General features: G+C 53.7%; 20 protein-coding genes and 1 pseudogene. 13 read left to right on the forward strand and 8 right to left on the reverse strand.

Annotated elements, in window-relative coordinates:
- The 5 genes and pseudogenes from INT84_RS13480 to INT84_RS13500 form a co-directional block, all read left to right on the forward strand.
- Positions 1–937, forward strand: a pseudogene (locus tag INT84_RS13480) (hypothetical protein); the annotation flags it as partial.
- A gap of 38 nt (positions 938–975) precedes the next feature.
- Positions 976–2388 (forward strand): hypothetical protein, encoded by a 1413-nt coding sequence (locus tag INT84_RS13485; protein WP_194207188.1) that lies wholly within the window; start codon positions 976–978, stop codon positions 2386–2388.
- A 170-nt stretch (positions 2389–2558) separates the two neighbouring features.
- Complete coding sequence (locus INT84_RS13490) at positions 2559–3911, forward strand: TolC family outer membrane protein (RefSeq protein WP_194207189.1); 1353 nt, start codon at positions 2559–2561, stop codon at positions 3909–3911.
- A 108-nt stretch (positions 3912–4019) separates the two neighbouring features.
- Positions 4020–6206 (forward strand): type I secretion system permease/ATPase, encoded by a 2187-nt coding sequence (locus INT84_RS13495; RefSeq protein WP_194207190.1) that lies wholly within the window; start codon positions 4020–4022, stop codon positions 6204–6206.
- A complete protein-coding gene (locus INT84_RS13500; RefSeq protein ID WP_194207191.1) occupies positions 6193–7548 on the forward strand; it encodes an HlyD family type I secretion periplasmic adaptor subunit in 1356 nt (451 codons plus the stop codon). The genes INT84_RS13495 and INT84_RS13500 overlap by 14 nt, the downstream gene beginning before the upstream one ends.
- 29 nt (positions 7549–7577) lie before the next feature.
- Here INT84_RS13500 and INT84_RS13505 read toward each other — a convergent pair whose 3' ends face one another.
- From INT84_RS13505 to crfC, 7 genes are all read right to left on the reverse strand, one after another.
- Complete coding sequence (locus tag INT84_RS13505) at positions 7578–8876, reverse strand: MFS transporter (RefSeq protein ID WP_194207192.1); 1299 nt, start codon at positions 8874–8876, stop codon at positions 7578–7580.
- Positions 8877–8879: 3 nt separating this feature from the next.
- On the reverse strand, positions 8880–9215 hold the full coding sequence (locus INT84_RS13510; RefSeq protein ID WP_194207193.1) for a hypothetical protein: 336 nt from the start codon (positions 9213–9215) through the stop codon (positions 8880–8882).
- 10 nt (positions 9216–9225) lie between these two features.
- Entirely contained in the window at positions 9226–10158 is a 933-nt protein-coding gene (locus INT84_RS13515) for a DUF6772 family protein (RefSeq protein WP_194207194.1), read from the reverse strand.
- 278 nt (positions 10159–10436) lie between these two features.
- A complete protein-coding gene (locus INT84_RS13520) occupies positions 10437–11186 on the reverse strand; it encodes a GntR family transcriptional regulator (RefSeq protein WP_194207195.1) in 750 nt (249 codons plus the stop codon).
- 186 nt (positions 11187–11372) lie between these two features.
- Positions 11373–12875 carry a glycine betaine/L-proline transporter ProP gene (proP, locus tag INT84_RS13525; protein WP_194207196.1) on the reverse strand — a complete coding sequence of 501 codons (1503 nt, stop codon included), beginning with the start codon at positions 12873–12875 and terminating at the stop codon, positions 11373–11375.
- 284 nt (positions 12876–13159) lie between these two features.
- Positions 13160–14047 carry a diguanylate cyclase regulator RdcB family protein gene (locus INT84_RS13530; protein WP_194207197.1) on the reverse strand — a complete coding sequence of 296 codons (888 nt, stop codon included), beginning with the start codon at positions 14045–14047 and terminating at the stop codon, positions 13160–13162.
- Complete coding sequence (crfC, locus tag INT84_RS13535) at positions 14044–16386, reverse strand: clamp-binding protein CrfC (protein ID WP_194207198.1); 2343 nt, start codon at positions 16384–16386, stop codon at positions 14044–14046. Before crfC ends, INT84_RS13530 begins: the two co-directional genes overlap by 4 nt.
- A 512-nt stretch (positions 16387–16898) precedes the next feature.
- Between crfC and INT84_RS13540 the strand changes: the two genes are divergently transcribed.
- Both INT84_RS13540 and INT84_RS13545 read left to right on the forward strand, forming a co-directional pair.
- Positions 16899–17234: a zinc ribbon domain-containing protein YjdM gene (locus INT84_RS13540; protein WP_176918794.1), complete on the forward strand. Its 336-nt coding sequence runs from the start codon at positions 16899–16901 to the stop codon at positions 17232–17234.
- Between the two features lie 206 nt (positions 17235–17440).
- On the forward strand, positions 17441–17902 hold the full coding sequence (locus tag INT84_RS13545) for a phosphonate C-P lyase system protein PhnH (protein WP_194207199.1): 462 nt from the start codon (positions 17441–17443) through the stop codon (positions 17900–17902).
- 8 nt (positions 17903–17910) lie between these two features.
- On the opposite strand, the gene rpiB is transcribed toward INT84_RS13545, so the two are convergent.
- Positions 17911–18360 (reverse strand): bifunctional allose-6-phosphate isomerase/ribose-5-phosphate isomerase RpiB, encoded by a 450-nt coding sequence (gene rpiB / locus INT84_RS13550; protein ID WP_194207200.1) that lies wholly within the window; start codon positions 18358–18360, stop codon positions 17911–17913.
- A gap of 361 nt (positions 18361–18721) precedes the next feature.
- Between rpiB and alsR the strand changes: the two genes are divergently transcribed.
- The 6 genes from alsR to alsK all read left to right on the forward strand — a co-directional run bounded on the left by alsR (position 18722) and on the right by alsK (position 24921).
- Complete coding sequence (gene alsR, locus INT84_RS13555) at positions 18722–19612, forward strand: D-allose utilization transcriptional regulator AlsR (protein ID WP_194207201.1); 891 nt, start codon at positions 18722–18724, stop codon at positions 19610–19612.
- Positions 19613–19784: 172 nt separating this feature from the next.
- A complete protein-coding gene (alsB, locus tag INT84_RS13560) occupies positions 19785–20720 on the forward strand; it encodes a D-allose transporter substrate-binding protein (RefSeq protein WP_176918798.1) in 936 nt (311 codons plus the stop codon).
- 73 nt (positions 20721–20793) lie between these two features.
- Positions 20794–22326, forward strand: a complete 1533-nt coding sequence (gene alsA, locus INT84_RS13565; RefSeq protein ID WP_194207202.1) for a D-allose ABC transporter ATP-binding protein AlsA — start codon at positions 20794–20796, stop codon at positions 22324–22326.
- Positions 22305–23285, forward strand: coding sequence for a D-allose ABC transporter permease (alsC, locus tag INT84_RS13570; RefSeq protein WP_194207203.1), 981 nt, complete (start codon positions 22305–22307; stop codon positions 23283–23285). Before alsA ends, alsC begins: the two co-directional genes overlap by 22 nt.
- Before the next feature lie 24 nt (positions 23286–23309).
- Positions 23310–24005 carry a D-allulose 6-phosphate 3-epimerase gene (gene alsE, locus INT84_RS13575; RefSeq protein WP_194207295.1) on the forward strand — a complete coding sequence of 232 codons (696 nt, stop codon included), beginning with the start codon at positions 23310–23312 and terminating at the stop codon, positions 24003–24005.
- Positions 23989–24921 (forward strand): allose kinase, encoded by a 933-nt coding sequence (alsK, locus tag INT84_RS13580; RefSeq protein ID WP_194207204.1) that lies wholly within the window; start codon positions 23989–23991, stop codon positions 24919–24921. Before alsE ends, alsK begins: the two co-directional genes overlap by 17 nt.
- The last annotated feature ends 84 nt before the right edge of the window (positions 24922–25005 follow it).

Below are 25005 nucleotides of genomic sequence, written 5' to 3' on the forward strand. Positions count from 1 at the left end.
GATGCCGATGCCGATTCCGACTCAGATGCAGACGCAGATTCTGACGCCGATGCCGATGCTGACGCTGATTCCGATGCCGACGCAGATGCCGATGCAGATGCGGACGCAGATGCCGACTCAGACGCAGATGCCGATGCAGACTCTGACGCCGATGCTGATGCTGATGCAGACTCTGACGCCGATGCTGATGCTGATGCTGATGCAGATGCCGACGCCGATGCAGACTCTGATGCCGATTCCGATGCGGACGCTGATGCGGACGCTGATGCCGATGCCGATGCCGATTCTGACGCGGACGCAGATTCTGACGCAGATGCGGACGCCGACGCTGATGCCGACGCTGATGCTGATTCTGACGCGGATGCCGATGCCGATGCCGATTCTGACGCGGATGCGGACGCTGATGCCGATGCTGACTCTGATGCCGATTCCGACGCCGATGCAGACTCTGATGCCGATGCGGATGCCGACGCTGATGCCGATGCCGATTCCGACGCGGACGCTGATGCTGATTCCGATGCGGATGCTGACGCCGATGCAGACACTGATGCTGACTCTGACTCTGACGCTGATGCCGATGCAGACGCTGATTCTGACGCGGATGCCGACGCCGATGCTGATGCCGACGCAGACGCAGACGCAGATGCCGATGCTGACTCTGATGCCGATGCGGACGCTGATTCCGACGCAGATTCTGACGCCGATGCCGATGCCGATGCCGATTCAGATGCTGATGCAGACGCTGATTCTGACGCCGATGCCGATGCCGACGCCGACGCCCACACCGATCTCGACGTCAAAGTCGACGTTGCCCAAAATACGGTACAAACGGGCAGTGAAGTCATCCATATCAATGGTGGCAGCAAGGATCCCAACGGTTTCGATATTCAGGATGGCAAGATTGTTGCCATCGGCTCAAACGTTCGGGTGTGGCTAACCCCGACCAGTCCGGATGGCAAAATCGCGGGCGATAGCGTGCCTGCACACGATAACGCCTCGCAGATTAAATATTACGATCAGTCCAGTAATGCGAACACCGACGACACCGCCAAAGGCTATAGCGATATTTTTGTCGTCAGCGGTCATACCGGGGGCTATTACCAGCAGGGTGACTGGCAGCCGAGTCAGGCGCAGTTCAGGGATCTGAAGGGCATTACCGGTAATGGCGGCGTTGCGCAGGGCGATGCCGGAAAAGACTATATTTTTGTTTCGGGAAATAGCGAGAATTACAACGTTAGTTATAGCTCGAATAATAATGCCAGCACGCAGAATAACACTTATGACGGCCTGAAAATTACCGATAAAACCACCGGTAAGGGGCTGTATGAAAATGCCAACCATATTGAAGGCGTGATTTTTGGCAACGGTACAACCTCGTCGTCGGGAACCACAACGACGACGGTAACCACCAACACGGTTCAGCATATCACCGTGGATATTCATCTGGCGCTGGCCAGCGATATCACAGATGCCCATCTCACCCAGATTACCCTCACCGGTATTCCGGAAGGGGCGACATTTACCGGTAATCATAGTGCGGTGAGCTGGGATAACGGCGTCTATACCCTGACGCTGAACGGTTCGACGTTTGATGGTCAGTTGACGGTGGATTTGCCGGAGGGCCAGAGCAAGCTGGGCGATATCACGCTGAGCGTTGATTCTACCGTAGCCGATCAGCATCAAACTGAATTCACCATTAACGGTGAAAACGGCACCCATTATGATAACAGCGATTCGGCAGTGACCACCGATGAGCATCATAGTGATGCGGCCGCCCATACGTTGATAATGTCGCATGAAGACAGTGCCGATACGTCAAACGATCATACTGATGCCCACGAGCAAACGGACGATCACAGCCACCAGGCGGACACGCAAAGTGACAGTCATGAGGCAACGCAGAACGAGCCAGTAACGGCTGAGGAAGATCATCAGACCGCCGGGCTAATTGATGATAGCGAGCTACATCTGAGCCAGGAGCCGACCAGCATCACGGTCGCTGAAGCGGATACTCACCCCGCCACGCCAGAGGATACCTCGCTCAGCAATCTGCTGGACGATAGCCATGACGATCACGCCACTACCCCAGAGCATGCCCAGACAGCGACCGACGATCACGCTGAGGCCGATCACGCTGTCGCCTCGATCCTGGCAGCGGACGATCCGATCCAGCTCAGCGATGTCGTCAGCGATGCGGATGACGGCAAAGATCTCACCAGCCTGATCCCGACGATCGAACCGGGGCCAGCGGCAGAGCCAGATCACAGCGCGGGCGCGGAAGCCAATACCCCTGCGGTTCCCGATGCGAACATCGCCGAAAGCTATCATGCCGTCGACGAGTCGCTGGTTGAAAACCTGATCGCGAAACCGGAAGAGCTGCACAGTTAAACGTATCCGCCGTTATCCCACCGGCCCGGGGAGGATAACGGCATCCATGCTGGAGCCTGGGTATAAATCCTTCCTGTTTTATCAGAACAGGGAATGAAAAGTTAATTATCTGAAGACATCATCTCTGATGGGCAACATTCAGGGAAATGATCGTTAGCAAAGGACGACCTATGAAATATCGCAGCCAATTATTATCAGGGATATCCCTTTCGCTGCTCACGCTGAGTGCGGCACATGCCACGACGCTCGAAAAAGCGATTAAAGATACGCTGGCCTGGCACCCGGAAGTCAGCTCATCGTCCAATAGCCGTTATTCCGCGGATCAGGATCTGCGCGCCGCGCAGGGCGGTTATTTACCGTCGCTGGATCTTCGGGCGGGCACCGGCTGGGAACAGACGGATAACTCAACCACCCGCGCGGAAGGCGATCATCTGCGCGATCTGCACCGCAGCGAATCCAGTATTAATCTGACGCAGAACCTGTTTAACGGTTTTGCCACCACCAGCGAAGTCGCCCGCCAGAAAGCGACGGTAAACTCACGCGCCTGGACGGTGCTGAACACCAGCGAAGATACCGCGCTGACCGCCGTTCAAACCTATATTGGCGTGCTGATGCGGCAGAAAATGGTCGCGCTGGCGGAAGAGAACCTGAAAAATCACGAACGGGTGTTCGATCAAATACGGCTGCGTACCGAGCAGGGCGTGGGCCGTCAGGCGGACTATGAGCAGGCGGAAGCGCGTCTGGCGCAGGCGCGAAATAATCTGCTGACCGAGCAGACTAATCTGGAAGATGCGAAGGCCAATTATCAAAGCGTGACCGGCACTGAACCGGTCGATCTGACGATGCCGATGAAGGTCCCGGCGCCCGCGTCGCTTGAAGAAGCGAAAAGAAACATGCTGGAAAACAGCCCGCTGTTAAAACAGGCGGCGGCAGATGTGGAGGCCACCCGTCAGCAGTATGAAGCCCAGAAGTCGCGGTTTTATCCTGATGTGGACCTGGACGTGGGCAGAAGGATGGACAACAACATCGACGGCACCCGCGGTCATGACCAGGAGTGGCAGGCGATGTTGCGCATGCGCTACAACCTGTATAACGGCGGCAGCGATAAGGCCACCCTCACCTCCTACGCCTATAAAATGAAAGAGGCGGAAGACATCCGCAATAACGCCCTGCGCCAGTTGAACGAAGAGCTGCGTCTGTCGTGGAACGCCCTGCAAAACGCCGAAAAACAGGTGCCGATTGCCAAAGAGTATGCGGATCGCAGTATGACCGTGCGCACCGCTTACCAGGAGCAGTTCAGCCTCGGGGATCGTACTCTGCTGGATATGCTGGACAGTGAGAACGAAGTATTTACCGCCCAGCGGCGCTATGTTGAGATGCAATTCACCGAGATGTTTAATACCTATCGTATTAGCGCCCGGACCGGTTTATTGTTGAAAACGCTGAATATCCAGCCGCCGTCTGCCGCACAGCCGCTGGATGATATGCAGACGTCAAAAAACGAGTTACCGGAACTTAAATAAATCTTATATTAAAAAGATCTGATGGGTTATTTCACGTACTGGCTGCGGAAATAACCCGTTTTTACTTATGCCTGCGTTGGATCCGCCAACGGTAATAAAGGTCAGGTTATGGCTGCTTACCCCGATATCCAGGATATCTCAGACGCTCCTGTTGATAACGTAATAAAAAACGACCCACGACTACATCATGACGATCCGTTGTTGGATTGTTTGCTGGTGATGTGCAAACTGCACGGCATTATCGCAACTCGTACAATGCTCAGCGCCGGACTGCCGCTGTCGGCGCACTCGCTGACGCTCAGCACGTTCCCCCGCGCGGCGCAGCGCGCCGGGCTGAAAGCCAGGGCGATCCAGCGCCCGCTTGAGAAGATAACCGCGCTTTCGCTACCGGCCATTGTGCTGTTAACCCACGATCGCGCCGCCGTGCTGCTCGGGTGGGATGAGCAGGGTCAGGCGCGTCTGCTGCCGAGTGAAACGGAAGGCGGCGAGATCCGCGTGCCGCGTGAGACGCTTGCGGAAAACTATGCAGGCAAGGCAATTTTTATCCAGCCGGAGCATGAGTATGATACCCAGCCGACCGCGACGATCCCGCGGACAAAGAACTGGTTCCGGGATACGTTAAAGCTCTCCCGCTTGCTGTATGTAGATGCGGTCGTCGCCAGTTTTATTATTAATATCATCGCCCTGTCGACACCATTGTTCGTGATGAACGTCTACGATCGCGTGGTGCCCAATCAGGCTACCGCTACGCTATGGGTGCTGGCGATTGGCATTACGATTGCGTTTGTGTTTGATTTTATCCTCAAGATTTTACGCAGTGTCTGCCTCGATCTGGCGGGGAAAAAGACCGATCTTATTGTTTCCGCCGCGCTGTTTGAACGTCTTCTGGGGATGAAAATAAAGACGCGTCCCAAACGCGTCGGCAGCTTCGCGCAGAATTTTCAGGAATTCCAGTCGCTGCGCGATTTTCTCTCATCGCTGACGCTGACCGCGCTGATTGACCTGCCCTTTACCCTGCTGATCCTGCTGGTGATTGGCATCATTGGCGGCCCGCTGGTGTTTATTCCGCTGCTGGCCTATCCCGTCGCGCTGCTCGTGAACTGGGCTATTCAACGCCCGCTACTGTCCACTATCGAAAAAACCTATAAGCTCGCCAACGAGCGCCAGGCAATGCTGATTGAAACGCTGGGCGGCCTGGATGCCATTAAGATCAATAACGCCCAGAGCGACCGTCAGTATCAGTGGGAGCAGATTATCGGCCAGCTCAGCAAGCTGGAGATGCGGGTGAAGTCGCTCTCTTACGTGGCAGTGAATTTCACCACCTGGCTGCAACAGGTCTGCGGTGTGAGTATCGTGGTGGCCGGGGTCTATATCATTATCGGCGGCAATTTGAGTATGGGCGGGCTGATTGCCTGCTATTTGTTGACCCGCCGCGCGATGATCCCGGTGAGCCATCTTTGCAGTCTGGTCACCCGCTACCAGCGCGCCAGTATGACCAAAACAACCATCGACCGCATGATGTCGCTGGAACAGGAAAGCGAGCAGGTTGAGGTGCCGTTAAAACGCGAAACGCTCTCCGGCGCGATTGAGCTGCGCGACGTAACGTTCAGCTATCCCGATAACCAGAATGCCGCGCTGACCAACGTGTCGCTGAGTATCGCGCCCGGTGAAAAGGTGGGGATCATCGGGCGTAGCGGATCGGGAAAAAGCTCGCTGGCGAAGCTGCTGCTCGGCTTTTACCAGCCGGATGCGGGCAGCGTGCTGATTGATGGCATCGATGCCCGGCAAATTGACGTGCACGATCTGCGGCATAACATCGGCTATGCGCCGCAGGATGTGCATCTGTTCAACGGTACGCTGCGCGACAATCTGTTATTCGGCGCAAGCTATGTCGATGAAGAAACCATGCTGCGCGCGGCGCAAATCAGCGGCGTCCACGAGTTCGCCCGCCGTCACCCGTCTGGTTACAGTATGCAGGTGGGCGAGCGCGGGATGAATCTCTCCGGCGGTCAGCGCCAGGCGGTGACCCTTGCCCGCTCGCTGCTGCTCGATCCCCCCGTGTTGTTAATGGATGAACCCACCAGTTCAATGGACAACACCAGCGAAGATCTGATTAAGAAAGCGCTGGCGACGGTGATCGGTCAAAAAACCCTGCTGCTGGTTACGCATCGTGCCTCCCTGCTGTCACTGGTCGATCGGCTGATTATTCTGGATAACGGTAAAATTATTGCCGACGGACCGAAAGAGAGCGTGATGAGCGCGCTGAAAAAAGGACAGATCCATGCGAACCGCTAACCGTCTGCTGAGCTGGCTCTCCGGCGATAAAAGCGCGAATCAGTTCTCCACCAGCGAAGTGAATAAGGCTCTGCTGGACGACTCACCTCGCGTGGTGCGTATTACGCTATGGGCGATTTTCGCCTTCTTTCTGGCGCTGATTGTCTGGGCCTCGCTTGCCAGTATTGATGAAGTGACGCGCGGCGAAGGACGCGCGATCCCCTCCTCCCGGCTGCAAAAAGTACAGAACCTGGAAGGCGGAATTGTGGCGCAGGTGTTTGTCCACGAAGGGGAAGTGGTGCAGGCTGGCGCGCCGCTGCTGCGCCTGGACGATACGCGCTTCAAATCCAACGCCGGGGAGACGGAAGCCGATCGGCTGTCGTTGCAGGCGCGCATCCAGCGTCTTAACGCACAGTTAAACGACCAGCAAACGCTGACGCTTAACCCGGAGATCGTCAAACAAGCACCGGACATCGCTCAGGGGGAAATCGACCTTTTTAACAGCGTTAATAAACGCATTCAGGATGAAATTGCCGGGTTAAACGAACAACTGGTGCAGAAAAAGCAGGATTTGCTCGATTATAAAGCTAAACAGGCCCAGTTCCGTAACAGTCTGCGCCTGCTCCAGCAGGAAATCTCCATGTCTGTACCGCTGGTAGCTAAGGGCGCAATATCCAAAGTAGAAGTGCTGCGTCTCCAGCGCTCTGAGGTCGATACGCGCGGCCAGCTTGATTCTGTAACGCTCTCGATCCCCGGCGCAGAAGCGGCGATTAAAGAGATCCAGAGTAAAATCGCCGAGACCCGGGGACGCTACCGTAGCGATGCCCTTTCACAACTGAATGAAGCACGTACCGATCTGAGTAAGATTGAGGCGTCGGGGAAGGCGATTGAAGACCGGGTTAACCGCACGCTGGTCACCTCGCCGGTGAGAGGTATCGTGCAGCAACTGTTGGTCAATACTATCGGTGGCGTGATCCAGCCGGGCAACGACCTGGTGGAGATTGTGCCGCTGGATGACACGCTGCTGATTGAAACCAAAATCCGCCCGCAGGATATCGCCTTCCTGCATCCGGGGCAGCGGGCCATCGTCAAATTTACCGCTTACGACTACACCATTTATGGCGGTCTGGAAGGTAAACTTGAACAGATCAGCCCCGATACGGTGACGGATAAAGACGGTAAAAGCTACTACGTGATCCGCCTGCGTACCGATAAAAACCATCTCGGCAGCGACAGCAAGCCGCTGTTAATCATTCCGGGCATGGTCGCCTCGGTGGATATTATCACCGGCAAGAAAACCATCCTTGCTTACCTGATGAAACCAATCCTGCGCGCCAGAGCGGAAGCGTTTCGCGAGCGTTAAGGAGATGCCCGGCGTGCCGGGCATTGAGGTTAATGATCGGTAACGGCTCCCTTTACGCGCAGTTCATCCGGGTTATCGTCACCATGACGTAGCATCAGCGCGCCCACGGCGGCCAGCACCGCCAGCACAATGGCGTAAAACGCGATAGGCCACCACGCACCGCCCGCGCTGCTTTGCAGGGCGACAGCGATAAACGGCAATGTCCCGCCTGCCGCCGCGCCAGCCAGCTCGCGGCTGCCTGCCATTCCGGTATAGCGTATATGCGCGGGGAACGCTTCCGATAGCATCGCCGCCTGCGCGCCCAGCATCGCGTCATTACAGGCGCAGTAGATGAGGAACATCCCCAGCCAGATAAGCCCCTGCTCCCCGGTATTCAGCAGCAGGAAAAACGGCACAATCAATACACCCAGACCCACTGCGCCAGCCAGAAAGACCTTCCTGGCACCGAATTTGTCGCTAAAGGCTCCTGCCGCAGGCACGGTAATGAATTTAATGAAATTGCAGATCATCACTCCCATGACGCCGACGCTTTTATCCACACCGACATGCACGACCAGATAGGTCAGCGCGAATGCCGAGGGAAGATAGGAGGTGACATTGGGTCCGATGCTTAGCAGGAAAGCACCGATAAAATTGCGCGGTTTGCGCTGAAACACTTCGACCAGCGGTAGGCGTTTAGGGGCATCCGTGACTTTAACCGCCTTAAACTCAGGGCTTTCTGCCACGCCGGTTCGGATCCAAATCCCCACGATCCCGATGATGAATGAAGCGACAAACGGAACCCGCCATCCCCAGCTAATCATCTCTTCACGCGGTAACTGCTGGACGGCGATGATCGCCAGGCTGGCAATAATCGATCCCAGCGCATTACCTGCCCCCGGAATAGAGGCAAACAGCCCGCGGTTCTTTTTCCCGGCATGTTCCGCCGAAAGCAATACCGCGCCGGAATACTCTCCGCCCGCCGCGAAACCCTGTCCCAGGCGGCAAATGACCAGCAGGATCGGTGCCCACAGACCGATGGTGTGATAAGCCGGAATCAACCCAATCAGCGTGGTGGATACCGCCATCAGCACCAGGGTGAAAAAGAGCATGCCCCGGCGACCCAGTTTATCGCCGAGCGAGCCGACGATCAGGCCGCCAAAGGGACGGGCAAAGAAGCCCACGCCAAAAGTAGCGAACGATGCCAGGATGCCGTATGCGCCGCTCATTTCCGGGAAAAAAACGTAAGGAAAAATCAACGCGCTGGCCATGCCGTAAAGCGCGAAATCATACCACTCAAGCGCAGTGCCTACAGTGGAGGCCAGCGCCGAACGTTTTGCATTAGACATGGCTCACCCCTTCAGTGCCAGATGTAAAGTGATCATCGCAGCCTGTTTAGCGTCTGCGAGCGTAAGTTCAAGGCACAGCCAGCCGCCAAAATGCGATTGCGCAATGGCGATGGTGCCCGGTTTATCCACTCTCGTTGCCTCGCCTGGCGCATCGATCCAGTGAATACCATCGGGCGAGATTTTTGGCCTGACCACTATTTGCGTAAAATCCGCCAGCTCCGGATGAACAGTTAAAAAGAACAGCGCTTCGTTTGCCCAGCCACATTCATAAGGTTCAGTTAAAAAGGTATTTTTAATCGGCTGGCGTAATTCCACGACCGAGGTATAAAACTCTTTCATTAATTCATCCTCACGCCTGACGATTAAGGTAATCACCGGTGGATAAAACCACGGAATCCAGGTAAAGGAAAACGCGTCGGTTAGCGCCCGTTTCAATAAAGAACACCGGATTAAGCAAACCGGTAATGCCTTTATATTCTGGTGCCAGCGTTGGTTGTTTTCCGCGGAGATCCATAACTTTATCCATGCACTGTAATTCCACATATTCTCTGCGGGATACGTCCACCGTTAAACGCATATACATCCAGTTAATTTTATCATCGGCTTCATTAGCGACCAGATCCTGATGCCCGTCTTCAACCCACTGAAAACCATCGGCGGACCCGTCAGCCTGGCGCTGCCCATACCACTGGCTGTCAACGCCAACCTTATGCCAGCCGTCGTGGCCATAATTCCAGCGGCGGTGATCGACACCCTCATTAACCCGGAAATATTGCCAGCGCTTAATATATTCGCCATCGGCGCTGTTGACATAGCGTACCCCCGGCATCCAGCGGTTTTGCTGGCTTTGCAGATCGATAAAACAGCCAAAGGCACGCACGTCGCGGTCGCCAAGCCCGGCCACCGAAGGCTCCGGCGTGAAGGTAAACCAGGCTTCCAGCTGGAGCAAATGCAGGCTGCCGGGAACCGCCATACGTTTAATCGCCAGCCCCATGCTGCCCGGCGCGGGCGGCTGGTCGATGGGCGCGCTATTGGCCCGGGTCGTCAACTTTAGGGAGCGGCTACCGCTCATCGCGCCGTGCGTTCCCATCATTGGAAACGTGGCGGAGGAGAGCATTGTCGGCCCCCAGTGAATAAGATCGATTTCTTCCGAATGCGGCGCAAAACCGGCTTTAACAAAATTAGGTCGCAGATCTAACCAGCCACAATGGCCATAATTAAAATTATCAAAGGTAATTATATTCTTAAGCGGTAAATACTTAGAGAGCGCGTAATCGGTCATAGGCCATCTCTTATAATGAATACAGGGCTGCCCTTCGCTTAAAAAAAAGCGAATTCGCCAAAGAAAAAAGTAACAGGGAAAACATTATTCAGGACGATATTAATGGCGCATAATATGACTCTCCAGATGATCGGCTAAACCGGGGAAGGCGATAAAATGAGCTTAATAGAAGTTTTTGCCAGCGGTAAAGGCGCTCAGGTGCAGAGTGTGAGGCGGGGCACATAATTGGTCAGTCAACTTGGCGGTTAACGTCATTTTTGGCCTGACCAATAATGGCATTACAGCGATTTTTTGTTATCCAGCGGTGTGGAAGTGAACAGGTAACCGTCAAAATCCGCAGCGGAGATGTCCGCCAGCGTCAGCATTTTGTTCTTCACGTTTTCTATATGTTGCCACATCGCCTGTTTTGCGGCGGCGGCGTCGCGATGCTGGATAGCTTGCAGAATACGCAGCCGATCCTCAAACCACGCCCAGCGCGCGCTAAAATCGCTGGTATCGTGATGATGATTCTGCCACATGCCGGAACGGTGACGCAGCTTCCAGCTTTCCTGCACAATGGCGACCAGCGCCGCGTTTTGTGTCGCCATAGCGACCAGATAATGAAAATGCTCATCGGTATCGTCAGCAATGGTGCCAGAAGAGAGCTGCACGCGTTCCAGTTCAACGGCTTTACGCAGTTCAACGATGTCATTTTTAGTGGCCTGGAGAGCGGCAAATCCGGCGATTTCACTCTCCAGAAGCTGCCGGGCCTGTAGCAGTTCAAAAACGCCGCAGTTCACGCTATCCGATTCAGGTGCCGGTGACGATACGGCATCAGGAGAAGCAGGAAGAACATACACGCCGGACCCTTTGCGTATTTCCACGCATCGCTCCAGCTCAAGGAGGATCAGCGCTTCTCTTACCACGCTGCGACTGACGCTGAACTGGGCCGCGATATCGCGCTCCGCCGGGAGTTTATCCCCCGCTTTGAACACACCCTGCTGGATGGCATCGCGTAATTTTTGCCCTATCTCCTGATATAATCTCATTTCTGTCACGCTCGCTTAGACGTAAAATGTGGACCGACCAAAAGCCATTTGTGGTCTGTCCACTTCGCTTTCTTCATCATCGCAAATTATCACGATAATAGCCAATACGAGACGTGCCGTTGCAAAGAGAGGGATATAAAAAAGCCCGGCACATAAGGCCGGGCCCAGTTAATAAGGCGTTGTCCCTCAGTCGTTAATCACCGGGTGCTGCTGCACCAGACGAGAACGTTTCTCCTGAAGATCGGCAATTTCTTTGTCGATATCTTCAATTTTCTGCTCAATGTTATCGTGATGCTCCTGAAGAATTTCCTTCGCTTCCTGGAGGTCAGACGCCGCAGGGGTAGCGCCTTTCAGAGGCAGATTCGCGGTTTCCTTCATGGTCAGGCCGGTAATCAAACCAATCGCCGCGACGACCATCAAATAGTACGCTGGCATCATCAGGTTCTGCGTGCTTTCCACCAGCCAGGCGGCCAGCGTCGGCGTCAGACCGGCAACCAGGATCGAGATATTAAACGAGCTGGCGAGCGCACTGTAACGCAGGTGCGTTGGGAACATCGCTGGCAGCGTAGAGGCCATCACCCCGGTGAAGCAGTTAAGCACCACGGCCAGGATCAGCAGGCCGGCAAAAATTAAGCCGAGGACGTTACTGTTGATCAGGATGAACGCCGGGATTGCCAGCGCAAATAGCGCAATACTGCCCAGCAGCACGAAAGGACGACGGCCAAAACGGTCACTCAGCAGCCCCATAACAGGCTGAACAAACAACATGCCGATCATGATGGCGATAATAATCAGCACCCCATGATCTTCCGAATAGTGCAGGTTATGCGACAGGTAGCTCGGCATGTAGGTAAGCAGCATGTAATAGGTCACGTTGGTCGCGATGACCAGACCAATACAGGTCAGCAGGCTGCGCCAGTGTTTAGTGGCGATCTCTTTAAAGGACACTTTCGGACCTTCCTGGAGCCCCTGGCGATCGCCCTGTTCAAGCTTATCAACATGCTGCTGGAATGCCGGTGTCTCTTCCAGCGCATGACGCAGATAGAGACCAATCAGACCCAGCGGTAGCGCCAGGAAGAACGGAATACGCCAGCCCCAGTCAAGGAAGTTATTTTCACCCACAATGGCCGACAGCAGCACCACGATCCCTGCCCCGAGCACAAACCCGGCGATGGACCCGAAGTCCAGCCAACTGCCCATAAACCCACGTTTACGGTCGGGAGAGTATTCGGCCACAAAGATGGACGCGCCGGTGTATTCCCCGCCGACCGAGAACCCCTGCGCCATCTTACAGAGCAGCAGTAAGATCGGAGCCCAGATGCCAATCGATTCATAGGAAGGTATCAGGCCGATACAGAAGGTACTGACCGACATGATAATAATGGTGATAGAGAGTATCTTTTGCCGACCGTATTTGTCGCCAAGCATCCCGAAGAACAGGCCGCCCAGCGGGCGAATCAGGAAGGGAACGGAGAAGGTCCCGAGCGCGGCGATCATCTGCACGCTGGGGTTGGCGTCCGGGAAAAAGACTTTACCCAACGCATAAGCGACAAAGCCATAAACGCCGAAATCAAACCACTCCATCGCGTTACCGAGCGAAGCCGCGGTAATCGCTTTACGCAGTTTGGCATCATCAATGATGGTGACATCGCGCAGGGTGATTGGCTTTACTTTTTTCCTTTTAAGCATAGTTATCCTCGTTAACTTTCGCCCTGAATGAGCAACGCAAACGCATCGTCAACCTTTGACGACGGCGGTTGTTCGCGAGCGGTGCTTCATGATCGTCAATCCACACTTCAAGCGTAGCAGGTTTACTTATGCTGGCTGACCAAAGCCTGCATAACCAAACGCATTCACGCCATGAATAATACATCTACCCTACCAGCGTTTAAAAACGTGATCAACTTCACGAAATTCAGCCGGGTACGTTAACGGGGATTATCGTGCAGCGAAAAAAAAGAGGAGAAGCGCCCTTACGCCACGGTGAAAAAATTCTCCTCCTGAAAGATTTCATCGACCATTGCCACGGCCAGTCGCATGGCTGAACATAGTCTCGGCATCCCCAGCGCGATAGTCTGCCAGGTCTGCGTGACCGACCAGCTCACCGGGTGCCGCTCGCTGTCGCAGGCGCTGCCAAGCCAGCACAACATCTCTTTATGATCCATCGGTGCGGGAGTTACCGGCGTGCTCAGCCATTGATGATAAAAATGACGGGTGGCGGGCGCGGCGTTAATGCTTTGTGCCAGATACTGAGTGGCCGTCGCGCGTAAATTATCCATCAGCAGCGCTTTCGCCTCCCCGGTTGCCAGGCGGCAGGCATCGCCGAACGCTCCCCAGCGCAGCTCTTCCAGCGCGACGAAACAGCGGCCCGCCAGCGACCAGCCGCTGTAGCTTCCTGCATGCCAACGGGTAAAAACTTGCTCACTATGTTCGCCAGCCTGCACCATCAGACCGCGCCGGGATAATGCACGCTGTTTATGTTCTGCACGGCGGAGAAAACGCTCCCCCGTGGTGGCATAAAGTTGCAGCACGCCGGGCGTCTCATTGCCCTTCTGTTGCAGAATATGCAGATGGTGTCCCATTTTAGTTAACGCTAGATACCCCGGATCCAGCGTGCTGGCCAGCTTATCCGCCAGCCCCACCCGCATCGCCGGATTTTCACTGAGCGCATCCACCATTGACCAGGATCGGAGTTGTGCCTGAGCCATAATGTCATTCATTAAACGTTCGCGAAAACGTAACTGCTGAGGGGCAATTGCCGTCTGCCGGGGGTTATCAATCCCCAATACCAGTTCGACGATAAATTTTGCATGAACAGATTCAAGCGGGCGCGCGGGCCCATCCAGCAATGGCGTATTCATGGGTTTTCAGCCGCAAAAAGAGTTTGAATATCGTCGCGCAGCAAACGCGCGTCCTCCTGGATCCAACGCACGGTGGTCAAACTGTGTTGCAGTTGCTGACGCAAGGCCTTAACCGTCGATTCACGCTGCTGACGCAAGGCCAGGCTGTCCTGCAAACTGTTTTGTAATCCGCTCAGCGTGTGTGAAAATTCATTGAAAAAGGCATTCATTGCCGACGAGACGGAAAGCTCCACTTGCGTGGTAACGGTGGTGATGAGCTGCGTATAAAAATCATCAACTTGACGGGTCAGTTTTTCCTCCAGCGCGGTAAGGTCGATGACATAGCGCGTGGTGGAGATAACATAATCATCCCAGCCCCAGTTGGGATTATTCAGCCAGCGCGACACCGCTTCGCGCATGCCAGAGGTCCGCGTCGGCGCGTCACCGTCGTTATCTTCGGCAACAATGACGTCGTTAAATAATTGCGGCGCATTGAAACTCACGCTGCTCGTCTGAAACGCAGGCAGAGCGATCCGCACGCTAAAACCGGACTGACTGAGTTCTTGTTTGACCCGTTGTTCGATGGGCCGCAGCGTATCGTTGAGCGTGCGCGTCAGGGTGGATTCTAACTGGCTAAAACGTGACGTTAACTCGCGTGATGCCGTTTCTTGTGCCGCCGTCAGCGTGGTTTCACAGGCCATCCGAACTTTACTCAGCATAATCTGCGCCTGGCTTTCGTTACTCAACACCAGCTGCTTGTGTCCAGTCTCATTATCCTGACGGAAATCGCCATGACTGAGGCTCATCAGGCTAAGCAAGCGCATGGGCCTGAAACTCTCTTCAATCTCACGCCGGGTCTCACACTGCTGGCTGGCAGCAAAATCGGTCACCGTGGCGAGCAACTGCTCAACTTCATGGTTGATCTCATCCCGCACGCCTTCGTGCTTCAGCCGTAATTGCGCCATATCCTCTTCCAGTAGCGTAATGCTACGCTGCAACTCCTCGAAGGTGACTGTCAGTCCCTGATGGCGGAACTCAAGATATTCCCGGGCGCTTTGCCCGTAGTTCAGTAATTTATGCGAGGCTGAGCGCAGGGCATAGAGAGACGCGTTGGCGTGCGCGGCATGCAGCAGGCTGACGATCGGCAGTCCGAAAAGCGAGTCCTCCCACAGCAGATCGGCGGCATGGTGGATGTGTTCAATATCATCCAGATCGGCAGTACGCCAGCGCCGCCCGAGCGCCGCCTCGGCAAAATCCTGCACCCAGCGTTGTTCATCCGGATTGGGCAGCTTGCCGTGTGTTGTCAGCTCGTAACGTGCGCGATTGGCCAGATAACCCCACATGGAAGAGACCGGGAAGATCTGTCCCGGCGCAATCAGTCCTTTCATCAGCGTACCGGAGATGAGCGCCCGCACCTGCTCTGCATCGTCGCTATTACGATCCTTTTGATCGAACTTATTCACCAGGGCATAGAGCGGGACAGATTTACCCACCGTAGAGATCGCCTGGCGCACCTCGTGATCCGAAATCGATTTGAGCTGGGTGTAGTCCATCACCGCCAGCACTGCTGAGGCGCGCGCCAGTTGCTCATTAAGCATTTTTTGCAGGTGTGGCTGTCCGGCCTCATTCGGTCCCGGCGTATCCAGCAACGTCAGTTGACCCGGATGGGTTTCCAGCCCGGATAAATGAATAAACTCAACTTCAATTACCGGGATATGCTCAATCGCGGCATAATCAGAGAAGGGAAAATCAACGTTTAACGCTCGTGATAGTCTGACGAGGTCATTGAGGCTTTTTAGAAAGTGAAAAATAGGTTCGGCACCCAGATAATGTTTTTCAAATGCCACGCCGTTAATAATACTTTCTAATAACAACGCCATATCTTTATCGATTTCAAGATGTTGAGCCAGAGTTTCCCGCTCAACCTGTCTCAGGCTCCCCTGTAGCTCATGCATCAGCTTTTCAATGGGAGCAACATGCGAGAAATGCAAAATAGGCTCTTTCTGCCCTGAAGTATGTCGAATGAGCGTGGGTAATGCCGTCATCGGACGATTACGATTAGGTAAAACCTCCGTACCGACAATAGCGTTAATGGTGGTGGATTTACCTGCTTTCATTGTGCCGATAATCGCCAGTACCATTTCCAGGCGGGTAATTTTACGTAATTCGTTATTTAATGCGGCTTGCTGAGCGTCCACACCTCGCGCACTAAAATGGTGCTGATCCTGGCTACCATTAATAGTAGGCTCGCCATCCACAAGCTCGGGAAGCGGAATTTTTATCGCCTGCAAATGATGCTGCGCAAGCTGTAACAGGCGTTCAGCTTCCTGGCTTAATTCATAGATTGTCTGTGTGTACATGGTTAAAGTCTTCCCTTAACGCAAATTTTATTGGTTTTATTTGTCAGACTTTTTATTACCAATTTTAGATTTCTATAATTTTTATATGGCAAATAGTTTTAACGCCATAATACCCGTTGGCATTAGCTAATATATTTTTTTGACGCTGAATGAGCAATACATAGCATACTCCTCAAACGACAGGAAAATGTTCAGCGTAGCTCATTTTTAATAAACAGCTGGATATATCTGACCACGCGCAGAGGCAGTGGTAGCTGGCAAGAAATCGCACTCTTATTGGGGAAAAGGCGTAGCTTCACCATATCTGAAATAGTTAAGGGTAGCAATTTCCGGCCATAAAAATTCTCTTTAGTCGAGGAACGTCTCTTCGCAGCGGCTAACCGCCGCATAAAGATCCAACAATAGCAGCAACAAAAGTATGGAATTTAGGGTATAATCGCCGCCTTTTCCGGTAAAATGCCGGGTTTTTCTGGCTAACTGCCAGTTTTGCAAGCACTTATGAGGATCACAACATGCAACTTCCCCATTGCCCACAATGCAATTCCGAATACACCTATGAAGATAACGGTATGTTCATCTGCCCGGAATGCGCCCATGAATGGAACGACGCCGAGCCCGCACAGGATCACGACCAGCTGATCGTCAAAGACGCCAATGGCAACCTGCTGGCGGATGGTGATAGCGTGACGGTGGTGAAAGATCTGAAAGTGAAAGGCAGCTCTTCAATGCTGAAGATCGGCACCAAAGTGAAAAATATCCGCCTGGTTGAAGGCGATCACAACATTGATTGTAAAATCGACGGTTTTGGCCCGATGAAGCTGAAATCAGAGTTTGTGAAAAAGAACTGATCCTCAGGGCGGGCACACCCTGTCCGCCTGATACCTTCCTTCTACTCTTCATCTCCCGTTCACGCCGCCGTAACGAAATTGTCATCTAAAACCGTCACGATGAATGTGCCTCTCAGCAGGCTACATCTAATAATGATCTCGTCACCGTGCCGTAAAATCGCCAGCCAGCCGGAATGACTTTTAACTCTACCTGGCGGAGATAATGTATGACCCTACAAACCGCGTTTACCCTGCCCGCGCAGACCACCCCGCCAGGCTCCCGTCGCTTAATGAAAGCCCTGAGCGAGCCGGGCGTGATTATTTCGCTCGACCATCCGCTCGATCTCGCTACGGCAAATCGACTGATGGCGCTTGCCGGTAGCGATACTCCTGTCTGGTTACCCGCTACCGCCAGTCATCATGTCGTGCAGCAGAATTTGCGCTTTGGCGGTAACGCCATGTTGATTTTAGACGTTGCCAGCCTCAGCGGTGGGCATATGCTGCGACTGACCGGAAGTGGTATCGCAGAGGAGCGCATGGTCGCGCCAAAACTGCCGACGTGCTTACTGCATGAGTTGATGGAACGCCCTTTGTCAGCGCCACTGGGTATCGATCTGATCCTGACGAGCGGCGAACGACTGATGGCGATCCCACGCGCTACCTGTGTTGAAACGGGTGGCACAAAATAATGGTGATGCTATTCGCGTCGTTGTTCGATCTCTGAAATCGCCTGCACCCGCGCCTGATGTCGGCCACCTTCAAATTCCGCCGCCAGCCAGGCATCAACGATCATTTTTGCCAGCTCCAGTCCGACCACACGTGAGCCAAACGCCAGCACGTTTGTATCATTGTGCTGGCGGGAAAGCTGCGCAGAATACGGTTCGCTACACACGACCGCCCGAATACCGGGAAACTTATTTGCGGTAATTGATATCCCCACGCCGGTACCACAGATGAGCAACCCACCGTCTACCTCGCCCTGTATGACTGCTTCCGCCACGGCGCTGGCATAGCGCGGATAGTCGGTGCGCTCCTCCGACCATGTGCCTTTGTCGATAACCTCGATGCCTTTGCTGTGAAGATGCGCCAGCAAATCCTGTTTAAGGATGAATCCGACATGATCGCAACCCAACGCCAATTTTTTCATTTTTGCCTCGCTTTACGCCAAACTTTACTGGCCCGGTGTAGTTTGTGATTTAAGACCGGTACATGTTGATAAAATCCCCAAAAACACCGGGACCGACGCCTGTTCTACACGCCGTGATTTCACAAATCAAGTCATGATTATGAGATATACGGGTAATAGAGCTGCGACCACCCATAGTTAATATCAACACAAGTACATGAATTATAATATTTTAAAATGAACCACAACCCGTTAGCCCTCACCATAAACTTCACAAAAACTAAAACTTTATGAATTAACTATTTTTGTGAAGTGGTCAACATATTTATTGTTTCCGCTGTGGTGATATAGTGATGTCTTCACTTCAAGGACACACAGAGCAATGAGTCAGACAGAATTTGATCAAGGTCTTCCCAATGGCATCGGCCTGGCCCCTTACCTGCGAATGAAGCAGGAAGGCATGACCGGAAATGAAAGCCGGATAGTGGACTGGTTGCTGTCACCGGGTAACCTGAGCGACGCGCCAGCGATAAAAGACGTGGCAGAAGCGTTGATGGTCTCGGAAGCGATGATCGTGAAAGTCTCAAAACTGCTGGGTTTTAGCGGCTTTCGTAATCTGCGCAGCGCGCTGGTGGACTATTTCTCTCAGTCTGAACAGGTTCTGCCCGCTGAGCTTGCCTTTGATGAAGCCCCGCTGGACGTGGTCAATAAAGTCTTTAACATCACCCTGCGCACCATTATGGAAGGGCAGTCGATCGTTAACGTGGATGAGATCCACCGGGCAGCGCGTTTTTTCTATCAGGCAAAACAGCGCGATCTGTATGGCGTAGGTGGATCGAACGCCATCTGTGCCGATATTCACCATAAATTCTTACGCATCGGCGTGCGCTGCCAGTCTTATCAGGACGCCCACATTATGATGATGTCGGCCTCACTGCTGAAGGAAGGTGACGTGGTACTGGTCGTTTCCCACTCCGGGCGGACCAGCGATTTAAAATCGGCCACCGAACTGGCGAAGAAGAATGGCGCGAAGATCATTTGTATCACCCACAGCTATCACTCGCCGATTGCCAAACTGGCAGATTTTATTATTTGCTCACCTGCGCCAGAGACGCCGCTATTAGGGCGTAACGCTTCGGCGCGGATATTACAATTAACCTTATTAGATGCATTCTTTGTTTCTGTGGCGCAACAAAACATTGAACAGGCAACATTAAATATGAAAAAAACCGGCGCAATTGTTGATTACTTTTCACCAGGCGCGCTGAAATAAAATATACCCTAAATAATTCGAGTTGCATGAAGGCGGCGACGCAGTGAATCCCCGGGAGCGTACTCCAGTCCGTGACTGGGGAAAGCCAACGCACAGGCAACTTGAAGTATGACGGGCATAGAGTCTATCCGCGGGATGGACTCACCTCTACCCTACCATTGAGATCATTGTTATGAATAAATATCTGAAATTATTCAGCGGTGCTGCCGTGGGCCTAATGTTATCCACCAGCGCATTTGCGGCTGCCGAATACGCTGTGGTATTAAAAACATTATCTAACCCATTTTGGGTGGATATGAAAAAGGGAATTGAAGATGAAGCCAAAACGCTTGGTGTCAGCGTTGATATTTTTGCCTCGCCGTCCGAAGGTGATTTCCAGTCACAATTACAGTTATTCGAAGATCTGAGCAACAAGAATTATAAAGGCATCGCCTTTGCTCCCCTCTCCTCCGTTAACCTGGTGATGCCGGTAGCCCGCGCGTGGAAAAAGGGGATTTACCTGGTGAATCTCGATGAAAAAATCGATATGGATAACCTGAAAAAAGCGGGCGGGAATGTCGAAGGCTTCGTCACCACCGATAACGTCGCTGTCGGCGCGAAAGGTGCAGAATTTATTATCAATAAACTGGGCGCTGAAGGCGGCGAAGTGGCGATTATTGAAGGCAAAGCCGGAAACGCATCCGGAGAAGCCCGCCGTAACGGCGCAACAGATGCGTTCAAAAAAGCCAGCCAGATCAAACTGGTTGCCAGCCAGCCTGCCGACTGGGACCGCATCAAAGCACTCGATGTTGCCACCAATGTTTTGCAGCGAAACCCGAACCTGAAAGCGTTCTACTGCGCGAATGACACGATGGCGATGGGCGTGGCGCAGGCCGTTGCCAACGCAGGCAAGGCAGGTAAGGTGCTGGTGGTCGGCACCGATGGTATCCCGGAAGCCCGTAAGATGGTCGATGGCGGCCAGATGACCGCTACGGTGGCACAGAATCCGGCGGATATCGGTGCCACTGGCCTGAAGCTGATGGTTGATGCGGCCAAAACCGGCAAAGTGATCCCGCTGGATAAATCACCGGAAATAAAGACCGTAGATTCTGTTCTGGTCACAAAGTAAGTCTGTAGCCAGGCCGGGGGGGTAATACGCCTCCGGCCTGGGGAATTTAGCCAATATTGTGTAGAGGCGACTTATGGTCACGCCATATATTTCCATGGCGGGGATCGGCAAATCTTTTGGTCCGGTTCACGCCTTAAAATCGGTTGATTTAACGATCTATACGCATGAGATCCATGCCCTGTTAGGTGAAAATGGTGCCGGTAAATCGACGTTAATGAAAGTCCTGTCGGGAATACACGACCCGACCAAAGGTATCATTACGATTAATAACGTCAATTACGACAAGCTCGATCATAAACTGGCAGCCCAGCTTGGCATCGGTATCATTTACCAGGAGCTCAGCGTCATTGATGAATTAACGGTTCTGGAGAATCTCTATATCGGCCGCCATCTGACGAAGAAAGTCTGCGGCATTAATGTTATTGACTGGAAAGAGATGCGTTTGCGCGCGGCGATGATGTTATTACGCATTGGTCTGAAAGTGGATCTTGATGAAAAAGTGGCAAATTTATCTATCAGCCATAAGCAGATGCTGGAAATTGCCAAGACGTTAATGCTGGATGCAAAAGTCATCATTATGGATGAACCCACGTCATCGCTCACTAATAAGGAAGTGGATTATCTCTTTTTGATCATGAATCAGCTGCGTAAAGAGGGCACGGCAATTGTTTATATCTCGCATAAGCTGGCGGAAATTCGCCGTATCTGCGATCGCTATACGGTAATGAAGGACGGCAGCAGCGTGTGCAGCGGCAGAGTCAGCGACGTTACCAATGACGATATCGTGCGTCTGATGGTCGGTCGCGAACTGCAAAACCGTTTTAACGTGATGAAAGAGAACACCGGCAACGTCGAGCGCGACACCGTTTTTGAGGTGAAAAACGTTACCAGTCGGGATAAGAAAAAGGTTCGCGATATCTCCTTTAGCGTCAACCGCGGCGAGATCCTCGGCTTTGCCGGGCTGGTCGGTTCCGGGCGTACCGAACTGATGGACTGCTTATTCGGCGTCGATAAACGCAGCAGCGGTGAAATTCGCCTGAACGGACAGACCATTTCTCCCCGCTCTCCGCTCGACGCATTGAAAAAAGGGATGGGCTACATCACCGAAAGCCGACGCGATAACGGCTTTTTCCCCAACTTCTCTATTGCGCAGAACATGGCGATTAGCCGCAGCCTGAAGAACGGTGGTTATAAAGGCGCGATGGGCCTGTTTCGCGAGGCTGATGAGCATAAAACCGCCGAGGCGCAGCGCAACCTGCTGGCGCTGAAATGCCATTCTGTCGATCAGAACATTACCGAACTCTCCGGCGGCAATCAGCAAAAGGTGCTGATTTCCAAATGGCTCAACTGCAATCCGGAAGTCCTTATTTTTGATGAGCCGACGCGCGGTATTGATGTCGGTGCGAAAGCGGAAATTTACAAAGTGATGCGCCAACTGGCTGACGAGGGAAAAGTCATCCTGATGGTGTCATCTGAACTTCCGGAAATCATCGCCGTTTGTGACCGCATCGCGGTGTTCTGTGAAGGGCGACTGACGCAAATCCTGACCAATCGCGATGATATGAGCGAAGAGGAGATTATGGCATGGGCATTACCACAAGAGTAAAAGGCGATGTGGACGGCAAAAAGCCGTTTAACTTCGCGCTGTTCTGGGATAAGTACGGCACCTTTTTCATCCTCGCAATTATCGTGGCGATTTTCGGCACGCTGTCGTCGGAATACTTTCTGACCGCGAACAATATTACGCAAATTTTTGTGCAAAGCTCGGTAACGGTGTTGATTGGGATGGGAGAGTTTTTCGCCATTCTGGTCGCCGGTATCGACCTCTCGGTTGGCGCGATTCTGGCGCTTTCCGGCATGGTGACGGCCAAACTGATGCTCGCTGGCGTCGATCCGTTCCTTGCGGCGCTAATAGGCGGCGTGCTGGTCGGCGGCGCGCTGGGAGCGATTAACGGTTGTCTGGTGAACTGGACCGGACTGCACCCGTTTATTATCACCCTCGGCACTAACGCGATTTTTCGCGGCGTGACGTTGGTGATTTCCGACGCCAACTCGGTTTATGGCTTTTCGTTTGATTTCGTTAACTTCTTTGCCGCCAGCGTAATCGGCATACCGGTACCGGTCATTTTCTCGCTGATCGTGGCGCTTATTTTGTGGTTCCTCACCACCCGTATGCGGCTGGGACGCAATATTTACGCCCTCGGCGGCAATAAAAACTCGGCGTTTTACTCCGGCATTGATGTGAAGTTTCATATCCTGGTGGTGTTTATTATTTCCGGTATCTGCGCGGGCCTCGCGGGCGTGGTCTCCACTGCAAGGCTGGGCGCTGCGGAACCGCTGGCGGGGATGGGGTTTGAAACTTACGCCATCGCCAGCGCCATTATTGGCGGCACCAGTTTCTTCGGCGGCAAGGGCCGCATCTTCTCGGTGGTGATTGGTGGGCTGATCATCGGCACCATCAACAACGGGCTGAATATCCTGCAAGTACAAACTTATTATCAGTTGGTGGTGATGGGCGGGCTGATCATTGCCGCCGTGGCTCTCGACAGACTGATTAGCAAATAAACGCGTCGTATCCAGGAGTTAATGATGAAAATTTCCCCCTCTCTGATGTGTATGGATCTGCTGAAGTTTCAGGAGCAGATTGAATTTATCGACCAGCACGCGGACTACTTCCATATCGATATTATGGACGGTCACTTTGTCCCCAATCTGACGCTCTCGCCGTTTTTCGTCAGCCAGGTGAAAAAGCTCGCCAGCAAACCGCTGGATTGTCACCTGATGGTGACCCGTCCGCAGGATTATATCGGCCAGCTGGCGCGCGCCGGCGCAGATTTTATTACCCTGCATCCGGAGACCATCAACGGTCAGGCGTTCCGTTTGATCGAGGAGATCCGCCGCCACAACATGAAGGTTGGCCTGATCCTTAACCCTGAGACGCCGGTGGAGGCCATGAAGTATTACATCCATAAGGCCGATAAGATCACCGTAATGACGGTCGATCCCGGCTTTGCCGGTCAGCCGTTTATCCCGGAAATGCTGGCGAAAATCAGCGAGCTGAAAGCCTGGCGCGAGCGCGCAGGCCTGAATTATGAGATTGAGGTCGACGGCTCCTGTAATCAGGGCACTTATCAGCAGCTGATGGCGGCGGGTGCGGATGTCTTTATTGTCGGCACGTCAGGGCTGTTTAATCATGCCGAACAGATCGACGACGCCTGGTCCGTGATGGCTGAACACATCCTGGCCGCCAAAAACGAGGTATTTCCTCATGCGAGAAGAGCATAACGTTGTCGCAGGCGTGGATATGGGGGCGACGCATATTCGGTTCTGCCTGCAACGCGATGATGGTTCGGTACTCCACAGCGAGAAGCACCGTACGGCGGAGGTGATTGCCGGTGGCGTTCAGGCAGGGATCGTCTCGCTGATTCAGGCGCAGTTGCAGGCCTTTTCTGCCCGCTGTCACGGCCTGGTGATGGGGTTTCCGGCGCTGGTCGGTAAAGACGGGCGCACGATTATCTCCACGCCCAACTTGCCGCTGGATATGAACGAACTGCGAGGTCTCGCTGACCGGCTGGAGCAGGATCTGGGTTGTCCGGTGACGTTTGCCCGCGATGTGAATCTTCAGCTGTCATTCGACGTGCAGGAGAATGACCTCCAGGATCAACAGGTACTGGCAGCGTACCTGGGGACCGGCATGGGATTCGCCATCTGGCTGAACGGCGCACCGTGGACCGGAGCGCACGGCGTCGCGGGGGAGCTGGGACATATTCCACAGGGTGATATGTCCCAGCGCTGCGGCTGTGGCAATGCCGGCTGCCTCGAAACCGTATGCTCCGGCGTGGCGCTGCAACGCTGGTACTTACAGCAGCCGCGCGACTATGAACTCGGGGAATTGTTTATTCATGCTGTTGAAGAGCCGTTTGTTCAGCACCTCCTGCAACATGCCGCCCGCGCTATTGCCACCAGCATCAATCTGTTCGATCCGGATGCAGTGATCCTTGGCGGCGGCGTCATGGATATGTCCGCTTTTCCGCGTGAGACGCTGATCGCGCTGACTGGTACCCATCTTCGTCGACCGCTGCCCTACCAGGCGGTGCGCTTCATTACGGCTTCATCCTCCTCCTTCAATGGCGCGCTGGGAGCCGCAACGCTGGCCCGTAGTCGCTATTTAGCACAGCCTGCCGCCGCTGCGCTCGGGTAATGGGCTGCCGCTCTCTCTCCCAGACACATATTTATAGCAGGCTGACGTGTTGTCAGTCTGCGCAGCAGATTTTGGTATGCCTCC

The organism is Superficieibacter sp. 1612_C1, assembly GCF_015234305.1.
Lineage (GTDB): Bacteria > Pseudomonadota > Gammaproteobacteria > Enterobacterales > Enterobacteriaceae > Superficieibacter.

Bases quoted from the DNA above. Each gene is read 5' to 3' on its own strand.
- INT84_RS13510 (WP_194207193.1), bottom strand. From the start codon at position 9,215: ATGAAAGAGTTTTATACCTCGGTCGTGGAATTACGCCAGCCGATTAAA.
- alsR (WP_194207201.1), top strand. From the start codon at position 18,722: ATGAGTCAGACAGAATTTGATCAAGGTCTTCCCAATGGCATCGGCCTG.
- INT84_RS13530 (WP_194207197.1), bottom strand. From the start codon at position 14,047: ATGAATACGCCATTGCTGGATGGGCCCGCGCGCCCGCTTGAATCTGTT.
- proP (WP_194207196.1), bottom strand. From the start codon at position 12,875: ATGCTTAAAAGGAAAAAAGTAAAGCCAATCACCCTGCGCGATGTCACC.
- alsE (WP_194207295.1), top strand. From the start codon at position 23,310: ATGAAAATTTCCCCCTCTCTGATGTGTATGGATCTGCTGAAGTTTCAG.
- INT84_RS13490 (WP_194207189.1), top strand. From the start codon at position 2,559: ATGAAATATCGCAGCCAATTATTATCAGGGATATCCCTTTCGCTGCTC.
- INT84_RS13520 (WP_194207195.1), bottom strand. From the start codon at position 11,186: ATGAGATTATATCAGGAGATAGGGCAAAAATTACGCGATGCCATCCAG.
- INT84_RS13505 (WP_194207192.1), bottom strand. From the start codon at position 8,876: ATGTCTAATGCAAAACGTTCGGCGCTGGCCTCCACTGTAGGCACTGCG.
- INT84_RS13495 (WP_194207190.1), top strand. From the start codon at position 4,020: ATGGCTGCTTACCCCGATATCCAGGATATCTCAGACGCTCCTGTTGAT.
- INT84_RS13540 (WP_176918794.1), top strand. From the start codon at position 16,899: ATGCAACTTCCCCATTGCCCACAATGCAATTCCGAATACACCTATGAA.
- alsB (WP_176918798.1), top strand. From the start codon at position 19,785: ATGAATAAATATCTGAAATTATTCAGCGGTGCTGCCGTGGGCCTAATG.
- INT84_RS13545 (WP_194207199.1), top strand. From the start codon at position 17,441: ATGACCCTACAAACCGCGTTTACCCTGCCCGCGCAGACCACCCCGCCA.
- INT84_RS13515 (WP_194207194.1), bottom strand. From the start codon at position 10,158: ATGACCGATTACGCGCTCTCTAAGTATTTACCGCTTAAGAATATAATT.
- alsA (WP_194207202.1), top strand. From the start codon at position 20,794: ATGGTCACGCCATATATTTCCATGGCGGGGATCGGCAAATCTTTTGGT.
- INT84_RS13500 (WP_194207191.1), top strand. From the start codon at position 6,193: ATGCGAACCGCTAACCGTCTGCTGAGCTGGCTCTCCGGCGATAAAAGC.
- alsK (WP_194207204.1), top strand. From the start codon at position 23,989: ATGCGAGAAGAGCATAACGTTGTCGCAGGCGTGGATATGGGGGCGACG.
- rpiB (WP_194207200.1), bottom strand. From the start codon at position 18,360: ATGAAAAAATTGGCGTTGGGTTGCGATCATGTCGGATTCATCCTTAAA.
- crfC (WP_194207198.1), bottom strand. From the start codon at position 16,386: ATGTACACACAGACAATCTATGAATTAAGCCAGGAAGCTGAACGCCTG.
- alsC (WP_194207203.1), top strand. From the start codon at position 22,305: ATGGGCATTACCACAAGAGTAAAAGGCGATGTGGACGGCAAAAAGCCG.